Raw genomic sequence first — 17,677 nt, forward strand, 5'->3', positions numbered from 1 at the left:
ACCGTCCCCACCGCCCGATACCGCCATGAGCATCGCCCGCCTGTTGTTGATCGCATTCCTGCTGTTGAATTTCCTGGCGTCGGCCGTGCTGGCGGGGCTGTCGTTCTTCGCCTCGCGCCAGGCCTTGGCCACCGAGATCGGCCTCAACCTGGGCCAGGACGCCGCCATGTTGATGGAGCAGATCGATATGCTGCTGTTCGAGCGTCTGCAAAACGTGCATTCCTGGAGCCATCTCGACATCATGCAGGAAGCCCGGCTTGGCGATGTGGATAAGCGCCTGGCCGGGTTCCTCGCCGAAATCCGCTCCGGCTATGGCGATGCCTACCGCGAGGTGTTCTACGCCGACCCCGCCGGGAAGGTGGTGGCGTCCAGCGATCCCGGCCGGATCGGCCAACCCTTGCCGGAGCGGGCGGTCTGGGTGGAAACCCGGGTGCCGATTGGCGAGGTGTTCCTGCGCCTGCCCACGGCGGACGCCCTGGACCTGTGGGTGCGCGCCCCGGTCGATAACCGCTATGGGCCGGGCTTGATCGGCGATTTGTACGGCGCGGTCGATCTGGCCGGGATTTTCCGCCTGTTCGACCAGACCGAGCGTTCCGAACCCGGCGGCAAGCGGGTCGCGCTGCTGGACCGGGAAGGCCGCTTGATCGCCGCCTCGGAGTCCTTGCGCCAGGGTGGCCTGCTCCTCGGCGATGCGTTCGCCGCTTGGCGCGGGGATGGCGCGACCCAGTTCGTCCACGGCGCGGCCCAGGCCGGGCAAGGGCCGGTGCTGGCGGGTTATGCCGTGTCGCGGGGCTACCAGGGGTATCCGGGGGTGGGTTGGTCGCTGTTGGTGTTCCAATCCACCGAGCAGGCGTTCCGGCCCATCCGCAACCTGTTGTGGTTGTTTTCGCTGGCCTTCCTGCTCACCGGCTTGTTGGCGGGGGTCGCGGCCCGGATCGTGGCCCGGCGCATCGCCCGGCCCCTGGTGGCGCTGGGGGATTGGGCGCGGAGCGGGGTGAAGGCCGCGCCGCCCGTCCGGCCCGACGGCGGTACCCGCGAAGTCCGGGAACTGGGCGCGGCGTTCGGGCAGATGGTCGATAATCTGGAGCAGTCCCGGCAACAGGTGATCCATGCCGCCAAGCTGGCCGTGGTCGGGGAGATGGCCGCCATCATGGCGCACGAGGTGCGGACGCCCCTGGGCGTGCTGCACACCTCGGCCCAGATGCTGCGGCGGGAGGCGGATTTGAGTCCCGAAGGCCGGGAGATGACCCGCTTCATCCTGGAGGAATCGAGCCGGCTGGAACGGTTGGTGTCCACCTTGCTGGAATGCGCCCGGCCCCGTCCGCCCAAACGACAGCCCCAGGATGTCCATGCCATCCTGCGCCGCGTGGCCGAGTTGCTCGCGGCCCAGGCCCGTAAGAAATCCATCGCGTTCGAATGGCGGCTCGCGGCCCAGGACGCGGTGGTTCCCTGCGACGAGGAGTTATTGATGCAGGTGTTTTTGAATCTGATCCTGAACGCCATCCAAATCCTGTCCCCCGGCTCCAGGATCGGCCTGCGGTCCCAGGGGGACGCCCGGAAACTCGTGGTCGAGGTGATCGACGACGGTCCGGGCGTCCCGGTGGAATACCGCCAGCGGGTGTTCGACCCCTTCTTCACCCAGCGCGAGGGCGGTATCGGCTTGGGGCTGGCGGTGACCCGGCAGATCGTCGAGTCCCATGGCGGCGGGATCGAAGTGGCGGAATCGGCCTGGGGCGGGGCGGCTTTCGCGGTGGGCTTGCCCCGCGGCGCGGAGGCGTCATGAACCATTCCCGTGTCTTGGTGGTGGACGACGAGGCCAACGCCCGGCGGATGCTGGAAATCCTCCTGGCCCGGCTGGGCTGCCAAGTGTTGACGGCGGCGGACGGCCAGGAGGCTTTGGATATCCTCCATGGCGGCGCCGTGCATCTGGTCGTCACCGACCTCAACATGCCCCGGATGGACGGGCTGGGCCTTTTGGCCGCGCTCAGGCAGGAAGGCAACCCGGTCCCGGTCATCCTGGTGACGGCCTATGGCACGGTGGAAACCGCGGTGGCGGCGATGAAGCAGGGCGCGTTCGATTATTTGATCCGCCCGCTGGATTTGGACCAGGTGGAACTGGTGGTGCGGCGGGCCTTGGACCGCCAGCGCATCGTGCGGGAGAACCTGTTCCTGCGCGGCCAGATGGACCGGGGTTGGGAGGAGTTCGTCGGCCAGGGCGCCGCCATGCGCCAGGTCTACGAACTCATCCGCCAGGTCGCGCCGACCAAGGCCAACGTCCTGGTCACGGGCGAAACCGGCACCGGCAAGGAATTGGCGGCGCGGGCCATCCACCGCCATTCCGGGCGGGAGGGCTTGTTCGTGCCGATCAATTGCGCGGCCATCCCCGCCGAGATTTTGGAAAGCGAGCTGTTCGGCTACGCCAAGGGCGCGTTCACCGGGGCCAACAAGGACCGGGTCGGCAAGTTCGAGCTGGCCGACGGCGGCACCTTGTTCCTGGACGAAATCACCGAGATGAGCCCGGCCTTGCAGGCCAAGCTGCTGCGCGTGCTACAGGAAAGCACCATCGACCGGCTGGGCTGCAACCGTCCCATCAGCGTGGATATCCGCATCGTCGCCGCTACCAACCGCGATCCCCGCGAGTCGGTGCGGGAAGGGCGGCTGCGCGAGGATTTGTTCTACCGGCTCAATGTGTTCGGCATCCAACTGCCGCCGCTGCGCGAGCGCCGCGAGGATATTCCCGCCCTGGCCGCGCATTTCCTGGAGAAATATGGCACCCAACTCGGTTGCGGCGGCGGGCGGCTGGACCCGGCGGCGGAGCGGTCCTTGCTGGCCTATCCGTGGCCCGGCAACGTGCGGGAGCTGGAAAACATGATGGAGCGGGCGGCGGTGCTATGCCGGGGCGGGACGGTGGAGCCGCGCCATCTGCCGCTGGAAATCGCCGGAACTGTTGTTCCTTCCGTGGCCGCGCCGGTGGCGGCGTCCGCCGGGCCGGAGGCGGAGGATTTGGATCTGGAACAGCGGGTGGAAGCCCTGGAACGGCGCTTGTTGACCCGCGCCCTGGCCGAGTCCGGCGACAACAAGGCCAAGGCGGCGCGGCTCCTCAAAATCAGCGAGCGGACCCTGTGGTACAAGCTCAAGAAGTATGGGTTTTCCGGAGAAAAAGGGTAGCGGGCGGGGGCTGCGCCGTGCGACAGGCGGGCGCTTGAACGGTTGGGCCGGTATCGATATGTCCTGTGGATGTGTTACCGTTGGCGTTCGATTGTGCCGCGGCCCGCATCCAGGCGCGGTTTTTCTGGGCACACCAGGCTTGTTGTCTATCCGAGGTGGAGATATGTCGTCGCATAGGTTTATCGGGGGTGTTGCCCTCCTGGGTATGCTGGGCGGTGTGGCTATGGAGGTGGCCGCCGCCCCTTTCGACCCGATGCATCCCTATCCGAAGGTCACGGCGGATGCGCTCCTCGTCCGCAAGAATGTCAAGGATATGACGAAACAGGAAAAAGCCGATTTCGTCGGCGCCATCCTGGCATTGAAGCAAACCCGCGCCCCTGGCGGCGACATGGTGGGGAACTGGTACGACCATTTCGTCGCCCAGCATATGCGCAAACTGGTGTGCTGGACCGACCAGCCCGGCCAGGGCGGGCTGGGCCATAGCGGTCCCGATCTCCTGACCTGGCACCGGGCGTTCCTGCTCGAATTCGAATATGCCCTGTGGAAGGTCGCCAGGAAACCCATCGCGATCCCCTACTGGGATTGGACCGATCCCGCCTCGGAGGCGGCGATGCTGGCGGACGATATGATGGGTCCGGGCGGCAAGGCCGAGGACGGCTATGTCGTCATGTCCGGCCCGTTCAGGAAAGGACGCTGGAAGATCAACGTCAAGGGGTTCACCACCGACAATCCGGGGCAGTTCGACGATCTGGTCCGCGGGACCGGCAATATGGCCGGTGCGACCACCGCGCCGTTGGCGGCGGACGTGGTGGCGCTCCTGCAACGCCCCTTGTACGATGTCGCGCCTTGGGGCGTCACATCCGACACGGCCCAAAGTTTCCGCAATTTCTTGGATGGCGGTATCAACGCGACCGGCCTGGAATGCAAGGACGGTGTTATCTGGGATATCGTCGGTGCCACGTCCTCGCGCCTGCATGCCCAAGGCCATATGTACATCGGAGGCCAGGACGCCCAGGGCAATCCGGGGGCGCTCACCGATACCGTGACCTCGCCCAACGATCCCATCTTTTGGCTCCACCACGCGAACGTGGACCGGCTCCTGGAGATGTGGTGGAAGCAGCACAGGTATCAATACCTCCCGAAAACGGGGGGGCCACGCGGCGACAATATCGGTGATATCCTCTGGCCTTATCCGAAGTTGACGAATGGCGGCATGGCCCGCCCAACGCGGATGTTCGGATACCGCTACGCCGATCTCACGCCGCCGCAGGTGCCAGAGGGACAAACCGGTTCGGAGAGCCAGACGGCCCAGGCCATGGGGACCATGTCCCACCACTGAGGTTCGCGGGCGGCCAGGACCGGCCTGCACGGCGGTTTCGGAAGGCGGGGTATGGGATGTCCCATATCCCGCCAAGAAACTCCTATGGGGAGGCCACGGCGACCGGCGGGCGGCGTCCCAATATCCCGCCCATCTTCACCTTGTCCCCATGCGCCAGGGCTTCCCAGTCCACGGCGTTTTCCCCGAACAGCACGATGATGGTCGAACCCATGTTGAACCGGCCCATTTCCTGCCCGCGTTCCAGCCTGACCGGGGTGTCCCGGTAATCCCAGGTCCGCACCGTGGTCCCGGCGGGCGGCGTGACCACGCCCTGCCACACCGTCTCGATGCTGGCCACGAAGATCGCCCCCACCAACACCAGCGCCATCGGCCCCGCTTCGGTCTCGAAGATCGCCGCCACCCGTTCGTTGCGGGCGAACAGGTTCGGGACTTGGCGGGCGGTGGCGTTGTTGACGCTGAACAGCCGCCCCGGCACATGGACCATCTCGCGCAGGGTGCCGGCCAGCGGCATGTGCAGGCGGTGGTAATCGCGGGGCGAGAGATAGACCGTGGCGAACTTGCCGTTTTGGAACGCCGCCGCCCGCGCCGGGTCGCCGCCCAGGAGTTCGGTGGCGGTGTAGCTTTTGCCCTTGGCCTGGAAGATCGAGCCCGCCTCGATGTCGCCGATCTGGCTGATGGCCCCGTCGGCGGGACAGAGCACGGCGTCCGGGTCGGGACACAAGGGGCGGGCGTCCGGTTTCAGGGCGCGGGTGAAGAAGGCGTTGAAGCTGGGATAGGCGGCGGGGTCGGGCTGTAGGGCTTCGGCCATGTCCACGCGATAGAGCTGGATGATCCGCCGGATGAAGGCGTCTTTCCACGCCCGGTTCTCGCAGCGGGTGAGATGGTGCATCAAGCGGGACAGGGCGTGGTGGGGCAGGGGATATTGGAGCAGGGAGAACAGGGTTTCGCGGAGCGGCATGGGCGTCTCGTGGGGCTGGCGCGGGAACGGTCCTGGGGAGCGTTCCCGCAAGGTCCATGGGGAAAAGCCGCCATGATAACCCGCGCCTACAAATCCCGCGCCTTGAAAGTGTCGCATTGGCGGATATCGCCGGTTTCGATGCCGCGTTTGAACCAGCGCACCCGTTGGGCCGAGGTGCCATGGGTGAAGGTTTCCGGCACGGCGTAGCCCTTGGCCTGCTGTTGCAGGCGGTCGTCGCCGATGGCGGTGGCGGCGGTGAGGGCTTGTTCGATGTCGCCGGGTTCGATGATGTGTTTCAGGTTGTCGGCGTGTCGGCCCCAGACCCCGGCGAAGCAGTCGGCCTGCAATTCCAGCCGCACCGATAGCGCGTTGGCCTGGGCCTTGTCGCGGGCGTGCTGCTGGGCGGCGTGGACCTTGCCGGAAATCCCCAGGAGGTTCTGCACGTGGTGGCCGACCTCGTGGGCGATGACATAGGCCTCGGCGAATTCGCCCGGCGCATGGAAGCGTTGTTTCAGGTCGCGGTAGAAGGCGAGGTCGATATAGACCTTGCGGTCGCCGGGGCAATAGAACGGCCCCATCGCCGCCTGTCCGGTGCCGCAGGCGGTGGGGGTCGCCCCGGTGAACAGCACCAGCTTGGGGTCCAGGTATTGGCGATCCATCTCCTGGAAGATGCCGCGCCAGGTGGTTTCGGTGCTGTGCAGCACCTTGGAGACGAAGCGGGCCATGTCGTCGCCGGGCGGCGGCTTGTGGGCCTGGACGTGCTGGGCTTGGTGTTGCTCGACCTGGCGTTCGGCCTGCCGTACCAGGCCCAGCATCATCGAGGGATCGACCCCCAGGAAATAGCTCGCGCCCAGGGCCAGCACGACGGCCCCGATCCCCAAACCCCCGCCGCCGAAGCCGCCGCCTCCGCCGTCCCCGCCCCGCCGGTCTTCCACGTTGTCGCTTTCGTTCTCGTCGTCCAGGCGCATGCTTGTTCTCCGCTGGTGTTGGGGAATGGCTTCAACATAGGGGCGGGGGCGGGGGAGCGCAAGGGTGGCGGGCGGTTTTCATGCGGCGGGGGGCGGAGAATCCGGGCCTGGGTCCCGCGCTTTTCCAAGTTGGCGGGTCTCATGGCAAGAGGGGTTGGAATCCCGCCCGTTCCTGGCGCGGGAAAGGCCCCGCTGGAGGTATCCATGCCTACTCGTGATATCGTGGTGGTTGGCGCTTCCGCCGGAGGCGTGGAAGCCTTGAGTCGGCTGGTGGGCGCTTTGCCCGCCGACTTCCCGGCCAGCCTGTTCGTGGTGCTGCATGTTTCCACCAACGCCATCAGCTTCCTGCCCGAGATACTGGCCCGCAAAGGGCCGCTGCCCGCCTGCCATCCCGACGCCGATGGCGAAATCCTGCCCGGACGCATCTATGTCGCCCCGCCCAACCGCCATATGGTGCTGACCGATACCCAGGTCTCGTTGGTGGCGGGCCCCAGGGAAAACGGCTTCCGCCCCGGCATCGACCCGCTGTTCCGCTCGGCGGCCCGCCATTTCGGGCCGCGGGTGGTCGGCGTCGTGCTGTCCGGCACCTTGGCGGATGGCAGCAACGGCCTACAAGTCATCAAGGCCCGCGGGGGGACGACCATCGTGCAAGACCCGGAGGAGGCCGTGTTCGCCGCTATGCCCTTGAACGCCATGGGCAGCCTGTCGGTCGATCATGTCCTGCCGGTCCGGGAAATCGCCCATCTGCTGGTCAGGTTGGCGACGCAGCCCTTGGAGGGAGGAGGGGATTTTATGGCCCAGGACGCGCGGGACGGGGGACAGGCCGTCCACGATAGGATCGGCCGGTTCGAGGCGGGGTCCGGTTCGGCGGAAGCCACCGGCCTGACCTGCCCCGAGTGCGGTGGGGCCATCTGGGAATTGCCCGGCATCGGCGCGCCCCATTACCGCTGCCATATCGGCCATGCGTTTTCGGCGGAAGGGCTGCTGGCGATGCATTCGGAGACCCTGGAAACCGCGCTCTGGGGCGCGGTCCGCGCCTTGGAGGAACAGGCGTCCCTGCTCCGGCGGATGGCCCTGCGTTTCCAGCAGGCCGGCAGCCATTATTCCGGCGACAAATTCGCCGAGCAGTCGCAGGCGGCGGCGGGGAACGCCGATGTGATCCGGCGGGTGTTGCTCGAAGGCGGGACGGGCGGCGGCGCAACCGGATAGGCCGGGCTATCCAGGCAACAGGCCCAAGAGGACGTCGATCTCCACCGGCTTGACCAAATAATGGTCGAAGCCCGAGCCTTGAGCCAATTGGCGGTCGTTTTCCGCGCTGTAGCCGCTGATGGCGATCAAACGGGTGCCGGTCAGCCCGCATTCGTCGCGCAGCCTCCGCGCCACTTCGTAGCCGCTGATCCCCGGCATGCCGATATCCAGCAGCACCGCGTCCGGCGGATGTTCGGCGGCGCGGCGCAAGGCCGTTTCGCCCTGATAGAAGACCTCCGTTTCATAGCCCTGCATGCCGAGCAAGACCCCGAGCGAATCGGCGTAATCGGCGTTATCGTCCACGATGAAGACCCGGCAGCCTGCTTGGGGCTTCGGGATATCGATCCGGGGCGGCGGCATTTCGGTGCCGGGGGCCGCGACCACCGGCAGCCAGAGCGTGAATTGGCTACCCCGCCCCGGCCCCGCGCTGGCCGCTTCCACCCGTCCTCCGTGCATTTCCACCAAGCGCCGCACCAGGGCCAAACCGATGCCCAGGCCCCCGGTGGAGCGGGCCAGGCTGCGGTCCTCCTGGGTGAAGGGTTCGAAGATATGGGGCAGGAGTTCGGCGGCGATCCCGGTGCCATCGTCGCGGACCCGGACCGCGGCTACGTCCCCCTCCCGCCACGCCGCGAGTTCGATGGAGCCGCCGCGCGGGGTGAATTTGGCGGCGTTATGCAGCAGGTTGCCGACGGACTGCACGCAGCGGGTGAAATCGACCTCGACATGGAGCGGCGTTGCCGGGAAGTCGATGGATAGGCGCTGGCCGCGTTCCTCGATCAAGCCGCGATGGGTGGCCGCCGCTTGTTCCAGGATATCGCCGAGCGCGGCGACCCGCTTATCCAGCACGATCTTGCCGTGCGTCACCCGCGCCACGTCCAGGAGGTCGTCCAGCAGCACCTTGAAATGGGCGCACTGCTGCTCGATGATCCGGGCGGTGCGCCCGCAGACATCGTCTTTGGGGTGGCTTTCGGTATGCCGCTTCAGGATTTCCCCGGCGTTGGCGATGGCCGCCAGGGGGTTCCGTAATTCGTGGGCCAGCATCGCCATGAATTCGTCCTTGTGGCGGTCGGCGTCGGCCAGGGCTTGGTTGCGGAGGCGCAGTTCCTGGGCCAGGTGTTCCCGCTCGGACAGGCCGGTCCTGAGGGCGTCATTGGCGGCGGAGAGCGCGGCGGTGCGTTCCGTGACCCGCTGTTCCAGGCTATCCCGCGCTTGGCGCAGGGCGTCCTCGGCTGCCTTGCGCCGGGCGATGCAGGTGATGGCGGTGCGGTATTGGCCGCCGCGTTCCTCCGGTTCGGCCACGCTATGCAGTTCCACCATGCGGGAATCGCCGTCCCCGCTGGCGAGGCGCAGTTCGGTGGTGATGGCGCCGGTCTTCTCCCGCGCGCAGCGGCGCAGGTGGTCCAGGAACAGCGGCCTGTTGTCGGCCGCCATGAAATGGATCAGGGGGAAACCGGCGAGGCGCTGGCGCGGCCGCCCCAGCAATTGGGCCGCGGTGAGGTTGATGTCTTGGATCACGCCGTGCCGGTCGAGATTGATATAGCCCACCGGCGAGAAGTCGAACAAATCGGCGTAGCGGTCGCGGGATTTTTCCAGTTCCATCTGGGTTTGCCGGAGTTCGTGGTTTTGGATTTCCAGCTCGGCCTCGTAGACCTGGAGTTCGTGGAGCAAGACCCGTAATTGTTCGCGGGTGGTTTCGAGGGATTCTGGGGTGGTGGATTCGGGGGCGAGGGTTTCGATCCGCTCCGCCAAGGCCTCCTCGACCCATTTTCTAAGCGAATGCATATCCATATTGCCCTTCCATTTTTGGGGGCGTGGCGGGTTTATCGGGGGGCGAACCCGATGCCCAGCAGGATCAAGGTTTCGGCGCCCGTGTGCGAATCCAGGCGGCGACCGTTGAGGACCATCCGCTGTCCATCGGGGGCCGCGTCATAGGGTTCGACCACGCAGCCCTCGAAGGCGTTGCCTTGGTGGGCCAAATCCTGCAAGGACAGGCGCAGGGCGGGTTTGTCCCATAGCCCGTTGTTGAGGGTATAGAGGCTCCGCCCTTGGACGCCGTCGGGGGTGGTCCGGAAGGTTTCGTAGAAGGAGGGGTTGGCCGTCTTCACCCGGCCATCGTCGCCCAGCACCAGGAAGGGTTCCCGGAGGGCGTTGATGATGATCTCGGTCAGGTTCAGCGCCTTGCCGGTGTCGTCCAGGTTGGTCTCGCTCTGCACCAAGGCGTTGATGTCCACCACGGCCAGCACCGCGCCGTCGATCTTGTTGTCCTGGGTCTTGTAGGGCCGCACCCGGAGGTTGTACCAGCGGCCCTGGCCGTCCTTCACCTCCACTTCCTTGGTGCCCAGGGTGTCCAGCACGTCGTGGATGAACGGCACCAGGTCGGGCACGCTGATCCTCGGGTTGATATCGCTGAAGGGCCGGCCGATGTCGGTGGGGATCAGGCTGAACATCTTTTCCGCGCAGGGGGTGAAGCGCCGTACCCGGAGGTCGTTGTCCAGCATCACGATGGCGATGTTGGTGCTGTTGAGCAGGTTGGTGAGGTCGTCGTTGAGCTTGGCGAGTTCCTCGTTGCGGGTTTGCAATTCCTCGTTGAGGGTGGTGAGTTCCTCGTTGGCCGATTGCAATTCTTCCTTGGCGGTTTCCAGTTCCTCGTTGGTGCTTTGCAATTCCTCGTTGCTGGACAGGATTTCCTCGTTGGCCGAGCGCAGTTCCTCGTTGAAGGCTTCCTGGGATTCGATCACCGATTGCAGGTATTCCTTGGTGGCGGCCAGTTCCTGGCGCAGCCGTTCGAGTTCGTGTTCCCGGTCGGGGGATTCGGGCGGGCGGGACGGGGCGGGTTCGGTGGCCTCCCTGCGGAGGATCGGCTCGCTGGCCGGGCGCAAATCCTGGAACAGCGCCAGGAAGAATTTTTCCGAGGAAATATGCGGGCTGACGATGGGGATGATTTCCAGGTTGGCCCGGTAGCTGTCGCCGTTGCCGTTGCCCTTGAACACCACATCCTCCTTGCGCGCCGCCCGGCCCGACTCGGTGGCCTCGTGGATGGCGGTGTGCAGGGGGATCATCAGGCCCTCGCGGGCCATCCGCAACAGGTTGAAGCTGGCCCCGCCCGGCGCCGGTTCCAGGAAGCAGCCGGTCCGGCCGCGGAATTGCAGGATGTTCAGATCGCTGTTGACCAGGACGCCCGGCGGGCTGTAGCGGTCCAGCAGCAAGCGGTCCGCCTCCTTCTGGGGGTCGAAGCTCTTGGGCAGGCCCTCGGCCAGGGGGGCCAGCAGGCTTTGCCGCTCCATGCTGTAATCCCCCCGCGCCAGATCCAGGATCAGCCGGGGCGATATGCTCTTCTTGCTGTAGAGCTTGTGGCGCTTGTGGGCCAGGGCGAACAGGTCGGCGAAGGTGCCGATGCTCTCGGAATTGCCCAGCAACAGGAAGCCGTTGGGGTTGAGGGCGTAATGGAACATCGGCAGGACTTTCTTTTGCAGTTCCTGGCCGAAATAGATCAGGACGTTGCGGCAGCTGATGAGGTCCAGGTTGGAGAACGGCGGGTCCTTGAACACGTTCTGACGGGCGAAGATGCAGAGGTCGCGGACCGGCTTGGAAACCTGATAGCCCGAGTCGCTCTTGGTGAAGAACCGCCGCAGCCGTTCCGGGGACACGTCGGCCTCGATATTGTCGGGATAGATGCCGGCCCGGGCCTTGTCCACCGCCATCTCGCTGATATCGGTGCCGAACAGTTGTATATGCACGGTGGCCTGTTTGTTGTCGCCCAGGGCTTCCAACACCGTGATGGCCAGCGAATAGACCTCCTCCCCGGTGGAGCAGCCGGGTATCCAAATCCGCAGCGGGGTATTGGGCGATTTGCCGGCCAGGATGCTGGGGAGGATTTCCCCTTTCAATGCCTCGAACACATCCGGGTCGCGGAAGAAGCTGGTCACGTTGATTACCAAATCCTGATAGAGCGCCTTGGCCTCGCTGGGGTTTTCCTCCAGGAAACGCACGTAGTGGGCCAGCTTGTCCAGCTTGTGCAGGACCATCCGCCGGAAGATGCGCCGCCTGAGCGTGCTTTGCTTGTAGGCCGAGAAATCCACATGGCTGACCGTCCAGACCAGGGCCAGGATGCGCCGGAGGTCGTCCTTTTCCCCCATGAGCGGCAGCGGTTCCTCCTGGAACACGGTCGGTGGGGTGGTCAGGCGCGGATAATGGTTTTTGAGGTTGAGCAGTTCCCGGGCGATCTCCGCCGGCGGCAGCACCAAATCGGCCACCCCGGCCATGATGGCGCTGCGGGGCATGGAATCGAATTTGGCGGTGCGTTCTTCCTGGACCAGGGTGATGCCGCCCTCGGCCTTGATGGCCTTGAGTCCCAAAACGCCATCCGAGGCGGTGCCGGACAATAAAACGCCCACCGCCCGGCTGCCCTGGTCGTTCGCCAGCGAGCGCAGGCAGAAGTCGATGACCTTGTGGCGGGCGACGATTTGCCCGATGGGGCGCAGGGTCAGGGTACCGTTCATGATGATCACATTGGCGTTGGCCGGCGTGACGTAGACGTGGTCGCCCTCCAGGACCACTCCGTCGGTGGCTTCGGTCACCCGCATCCGGGTGCAGCGCCCCAGCAGCGTCGGCAACATGCTCTGGTGGTTGGGGTCTTGGTGTTGGATGAACAGGAAGGCCAGGCCGTTGGGCACCGGCAGGGCTTCCAGCAATTCCTTGAAGGCCTCGAAGCCGCCCGCCGAGGCGCCGACGCCGATGATGAGACTGGGGGGAATGGGGGGGGCCGCCTCCGTTGGGGGGACTGCGGGGTGGGCGGGCGGCGTTTCGCCGTCGGGGGGGGATGGTGGATGGGTCATGGGATATCTCTGGGTTTCGGTCGGATCGCGGGCCGAATTATCCTCCAAGTGTTATGGAAAGGGTTGAAAAGCACAATAGGGGAGCTGGCCTGACGCTTTTTTGCTACCGGCATTCTGTAGGGGAATCGTCCAAGCCGCGTGTTGGCGGATACAGTGCAGCGGAATCCGAGGCGGTTACGGTTTGAGATACAATGTCTTGAAAAATAGCGGAAAAGTCGCGGTTTTAATCCGTAAAAATTCAAAGGTATGGCCGTGGGTTTGGCCGGGATTATGGCATGCGGTGGTAGGTGAGGAATCGGGAGACGGCGAAGACCTATCCAACGTCGCCGTTACTGGATCAAGGCGGAAGCCAGGCTGGGGTATTCGAAGATATAAAAATCCATTGCGACACTTGCAGCGCGGTCGGGCGGCAGTCGATCCACGGCAATCGCAGGAAGGCTAGGGAACCGTCATCCTTGCCGGAATGACGGTCGTTGGGTTTTTTCCAAAGCCGCGGATTTCCAATGCTCACAATATATGGGTGTTTAGGATATCCCGCGATGCCCTTACTGCCAACCGCCACCCAGCGCCTTATAAAGGTCCACCGCCGCATCGACCTGCTTTTGTTTGGTTTCGATCAGTTCCCGTTTGGCCTCCAGGGCGTCCCTTTGGGTCAATAACACATCCAGGTAATCGGCGCGGGCGGATTTGAATAACTGATTGGCGACATCGATGGATTGTACCAAGGAATCGACCTGCGCCCTTTTAAGCTGGTAGTTCTTATCCAGATTATTGATGTTCGAAAGCTGATTGGCGACCTCGGCATAGGCGTTGAGGAGGGTTTGCTCATATTCGTAAGCCGTTTGGATCTGCTTGGCGTTGGCGTTTTTATACTCCGCGATGATGGCGTTCTTATTCACCAAGGGAGCCACCAATTCCCCGGCGACCATGGCCGCCAAGGATTCCGGGGTATTGACGAGATATTTGAGGGCGAAAGCATCGAACCCTATGCCGGCTTTGATGCCGAAGCTGGGATAGAAATCAGCCCTGGCCACGTCGATATTCAAATCGGCCGCTTTCAATTCGAGTTCCGCTTTCCTGATATCGGGCCGGTTTTGCAGCAACTGCGATGGAATACCGGCATCGGGCACCTTGGGTTTCATTTCCATGAATCCTATGGAAGTACGCTCGATAGGCTGTGGCGTCCGCCCCAATAAGTAATTGAGGCGGTTTTCGACCACGGTGATCTGCTGCATGATCTCGAATCTCCGGCTTTGGTTCTTCGCCACTTCCGCCTGGTAGCGTTTGACCGCGAGCGTATTGGTCCGCGCATAAATCTGGAGCTGCTTGACCACTTCCAAGCCGTTTTGCTGGATCGCGATATTCTGATTCAGGTTTTCAAGCTGGTTGTCCAAGGCGACCAACTCATAATAGGCATGGGCCACTTCGCCGACCAGATTGGTCACCAAAAAGTTTTTCCCCTCCTGGGTCGCCATATAATCCAATACGGCCACTTCTTTGGCATTCCTCAGCTTTTTCCAAATATCGATCTCCCAGCTTGAAAACAAGCCGAATTGATAATTGCCCAAGAACGTGGGGAAGGATTGGCCATTCGCCAGTTTCAAGCCGTCCTCGACCGCACCGTTGCGCGTATATTTGCCGACCTTCTCGCCGTCCGCCCCGGCACCGATACCCACGAAGGGCAAATAGGCACCTTGCCGCGCTTGGATCTCGTTTTCGGCGGTGCTGATGCGTTGCAGCATCATATTGACTTCCTTGTTATTCGCGACCGCGATATCGATCAGCTTGGATAGGTTCCGGTCCTCGAAAAAGTCCTTCCATTTCACGGTGCCCGAATTGGCCTTTTCCGAAAAGCCGGGCTTGAAACTATCGGGCAAATGGACTTCGGCTTGTTTCTTGGTCAATTCTGGGATACCACAGGCTTGTAGCGTCAAGCTTATCAAGGCCAGTGCCATCAGATGGAATGCTTTAATCATAATCGCTCTCGTCGCCCAAGCCATACTGATAGGTTTCGGTCAAAGGATTAACATCTTCGCCGCTAATCAAGCGCTTGCCTTCCATCATTTTGGCAAATATGTAATAAAGCCCTGGAATCAGGACGACGCCGAATAGGGTACCGAACAGCATTCCGCCCAGGGCCGAGGTGCCAATTGTCCGGTTGCCGACCGCGCCCGCCCCGGTGGCTATCGCCAGTGGAATCAAACCCGCGATAAAAGCGAATGAAGTCATCAAAATCGGTCGGAAACGCGCTTTCGCGCCTTCAATCGCCGCTTCCTTGACCGACACGCCCTGGGCTTGTTTTTGCACCGCGTATTCCACGATCAATACCGCGTTCTTGCCGAGCAGGCCGATCAACATCACCAAGCCTACTTGGGAATAGACATCGTTGGCGAGGCCGGTTTCTTTGAGCAATAAAAACGACCCGAAAATACCGGCGGGCAAGGACAGCAATACCGCCAGGGGCAAGATGAAGCTTTCATATTGAGCCGCCAGCACAAAATAAACGAACACCAATACCACCACGAAAATCACCAGGGCTTCGTTGCCCCGCGCGGCCTCATCGAAAGATAAACCTTCCCAGGCGATGTCATAACCCCGAGGTAGGGTCCTAGTCGCGACGTCCTTGACAGCGCTGATGGCATCGCCCGTGGTATAGCCGGGGGCGGGTTCGGCGCGGATAGCCGCCGAGTTATAAAGGTTATAGCGGGTGATTTCGTTCGGGCCTTGCTTTTTCTTCATGGTCATGAAAGCGGAGTAAGGCACCATTTCGCCTTCTTCGTTTTTCACATAGTAATTCAATACATCGGAAGGAAAGCGCCGGAATTCGGGTAGGGCTTGGGTATAAACCTTGAAAAAATTATTGAAGCGGATAAAACCTTGTTCGTAGGTGCTGCCGATCATAATATCCAGGTTATCCATCGCTTTGTTGATGGAAACCCCTTTTTGCATGGCGAGCTTATTGTCGATCACCAGTTCGTATTGCGGATAATTGGCCGCGTAAAAGGTAAATAGGCCGGTAAGTTCCTTGCGCTTGCGTAACTCCGCCATGAAGGCTTGGTTGATCTTGTCGAATTCGTAATAATCGGTATCGGCGGTCTTATCCAATAAGCGTAAAGCCAGACCGGAAGCCGCGCCATAGCCGGGAACCGCCGGTGGTTGGAAAAACTCGATGATGGCACCGAAGTCATGGGTTTTTTCCTCCAATTGGCGGATGACATCCTGCACGGATGCTTTGCGTTCCTTCCAATCTTTGAGGTTGATGATACAAGTGCCCGCATTGGAACCGCGGCCTTCGGTAAGGACTTCGTAACCCGCTAAAGAAGAAACCGATTGTACGCCCTCGATTTTGCTGGCCACGCTTTCCAATTCCCGCGCCACTTTGTTGGTGACTTCTATCGTCGATCCGGGGGGGGTTTGGATAATCGCATAGATCATCCCTTGGTCCTCGCCGGGGATGAAACCGGCGGGCAAGGTTTGATTCACCATGAAAATACCGAAGGAAAATCCGGCCAAAGCCAGTAAGGTCACGATGCGCCGGGCGACCACGATATTCAGCAACTTGACATAGCGCCCCGTGATTTTCTCGAAGATATAGTTGAAGGCGTCGATGAATAGGTTGATCGGGGTTTTTTTCCGGGGTTGGCCGTGGGTATTTTTCAAAATCATCGCGCATAGGACCGGGGCCAGCGATAAGGCCACAATTGCCGAAATAATGATCGACGAGGCCATGGCGATTGAAAATTGCCGGTAAAACACGCCAACCGGCCCGGTCATGAAAGCGATGGGGACGAAGACCGAGGTCATAACCAGGGTGATCGCGATAATGGCGCCGCCGATTTCCCCCAGGACTTTTTGCGAGGCGACATAGGGGGAAACATGTTCGGCTTCCATTTTGGCATGTACCGCCTCGACCACGACGATGGCGTCATCGACCACGACACCGATGGCCAATACCAAGGCGAATAGGGTAATCAGGTTGATGGAAAGCCCGAACGCCGACATCACGGCGAAAGAGCCAATCAGCGAAACCGGCACCGCCAAAATCGGAATCAAGGTGGAACGCCAATCGCCCAGGAATATGAATACCACCAAGGCCACCAGGACGAAGGCTTCCGCCAGGGTGTGCAGGACCTTATCAATCGAGGCATCGACGAAGCGGGAGACATCGTAGTTGATTTCGTAATCCATGCCCTCGGGGAACGAGGTTTTTAATTCCTTTAGCTTTTCCTTCACGTCCTCGATGACCTTGCTGGCGTTGCTGCCGTAGTTTTGCTTCAGCACGATGGAGGCGGAAGGATAGGAATCCTTATCCGAATAGATATTATAAAATTCGCTGTTCAGGTCGATCTTGGCAATATCTTTCAGATGTAATATCTCGCCCTTGGAGTTGGCGCGGATGATAATATCCTCATATTGCTCTGGCTTATTGTAGCGGCCCTGATAAACCAGCACATATTCCTTGGATTGGGCGGCCATGCCGGTACTTTGCCCGATCCGGCCCGGCCTGCCAATAATGCTTTGATTGGCGATGGCGTTCATCACCTCTTCGGTCGAGACGTTATAGGCCCGCATCCGGTCTGGATTCAGCCAAATCCGCATCGCATATTGGCGGCTACCCAATATCTTGGCCTGGGCGATACCGAAAACGCGCTGAACCTCCGGGATGACATTGACATTGGCATAGTTGAATAGGAATTTCTCATCGGCGTTTTTATCTTTGCTATACAGATTGATATACATCAGCATACTCGGCTGTACCCGCTCGACAATCACGCCTTCCAACTGCACCAAACTGGGCAAGCGGCTCATGACTTGATCCAACCGCGTCTTCACATTGACCATCGCGATATTGGGATCGACACTCAGGTCGAATAAGACTTGTATGGTCGATTCCCCGGCGCTGGTGGCGTCCGAGACGATATATTTCATACCGGGCACGCCGTTGATGGCGCGTTCGATGGTAATCAAGGAGGATTGTACTAATACATCGGCGCTGGCACCGGGGAACGATAATGAAATCGTCACGCGGGGTGGCGCTATATCCGGGAATTGGGAAATGGGTAATGACCGGATCGCCAGCACGCCCATGAACAGGAATAATAGCGATAATACAATCGCCATGACCGGACGTTTGATGAAAATATTAAACATGGCTCAATGG

General features: G+C 61.9%; 10 protein-coding genes. 4 read left to right on the plus strand and 6 right to left on the minus strand.

Annotation, left to right across the window (positions count from 1 at the left end; translation table 11 throughout):
* Positions 1-25 precede the first annotated feature (25 nt).
* From K5658_RS06015 to K5658_RS06025, 3 genes are all read left to right on the plus strand, one after another.
* Positions 26-1,783, plus strand: a complete 1,758-nt coding sequence (locus tag K5658_RS06015) for a sensor histidine kinase (protein WP_221066064.1) — start codon at positions 26-28, stop codon at positions 1,781-1,783.
* On the plus strand, positions 1,780-3,168 hold the full coding sequence (locus tag K5658_RS23915) for a sigma-54-dependent transcriptional regulator (protein WP_221066065.1): 1,389 nt from the start codon (positions 1,780-1,782) through the stop codon (positions 3,166-3,168). Before K5658_RS06015 ends, K5658_RS23915 begins: the two co-directional genes overlap by 4 nt.
* 229 nt (positions 3,169-3,397) lie before the next feature.
* Positions 3,398-4,507 (plus strand): tyrosinase family protein, encoded by a 1,110-nt coding sequence (locus K5658_RS06025; protein ID WP_221066066.1) that lies wholly within the window; start codon positions 3,398-3,400, stop codon positions 4,505-4,507.
* 82 nt (positions 4,508-4,589) lie between these two features.
* Here the strand turns inward: K5658_RS06025 and asd are convergent, their stop codons facing one another.
* Both asd and ypfJ read right to left on the minus strand, forming a co-directional pair.
* Positions 4,590-5,465, minus strand: a complete 876-nt coding sequence (gene asd, locus K5658_RS06030; RefSeq protein ID WP_221066067.1) for an archaetidylserine decarboxylase — start codon at positions 5,463-5,465, stop codon at positions 4,590-4,592.
* Positions 5,466-5,551: 86 nt separating this feature from the next.
* A complete protein-coding gene (gene ypfJ / locus K5658_RS06035) occupies positions 5,552-6,433 on the minus strand; it encodes a KPN_02809 family neutral zinc metallopeptidase (RefSeq protein ID WP_221066068.1) in 882 nt (293 codons plus the stop codon).
* Between the two features lie 204 nt (positions 6,434-6,637).
* Here ypfJ and K5658_RS06040 point away from each other — a divergent pair, with 204 nt between their 5' ends.
* Entirely contained in the window at positions 6,638-7,642 is a 1,005-nt protein-coding gene (locus K5658_RS06040; RefSeq protein ID WP_221066069.1) for a chemotaxis protein CheB, read from the plus strand.
* Positions 7,643-7,648: 6 nt separating this feature from the next.
* Here the strand turns inward: K5658_RS06040 and K5658_RS06045 are convergent, their stop codons facing one another.
* The 4 genes from K5658_RS06045 to K5658_RS06060 form a co-directional block, all read right to left on the minus strand.
* Positions 7,649-9,463 (minus strand): hybrid sensor histidine kinase/response regulator, encoded by a 1,815-nt coding sequence (locus K5658_RS06045; RefSeq protein WP_221066070.1) that lies wholly within the window; start codon positions 9,461-9,463, stop codon positions 7,649-7,651.
* Positions 9,464-9,501: 38 nt separating this feature from the next.
* Positions 9,502-12,516: a CheR family methyltransferase gene (locus tag K5658_RS06050; RefSeq protein WP_221066071.1), complete on the minus strand. Its 3,015-nt coding sequence runs from the start codon at positions 12,514-12,516 to the stop codon at positions 9,502-9,504.
* A 545-nt stretch (positions 12,517-13,061) separates the two neighbouring features.
* On the minus strand, positions 13,062-14,492 hold the full coding sequence (locus tag K5658_RS06055) for a TolC family protein (protein ID WP_221066072.1): 1,431 nt from the start codon (positions 14,490-14,492) through the stop codon (positions 13,062-13,064).
* The gene (locus K5658_RS06060) at positions 14,485-17,667 is read right to left on the minus strand and encodes an efflux RND transporter permease subunit (protein ID WP_221066073.1); all 3,183 of its coding nucleotides are present in this window, start codon (positions 17,665-17,667) and stop codon (positions 14,485-14,487) included. Before K5658_RS06060 ends, K5658_RS06055 begins: the two co-directional genes overlap by 8 nt.
* Positions 17,668-17,677: the final 10 nt, after the last annotated feature.

Source organism: Methylomagnum ishizawai (assembly GCF_019670005.1).
Classification (GTDB): domain Bacteria; phylum Pseudomonadota; class Gammaproteobacteria; order Methylococcales; family Methylococcaceae; genus Methylomagnum; species Methylomagnum ishizawai.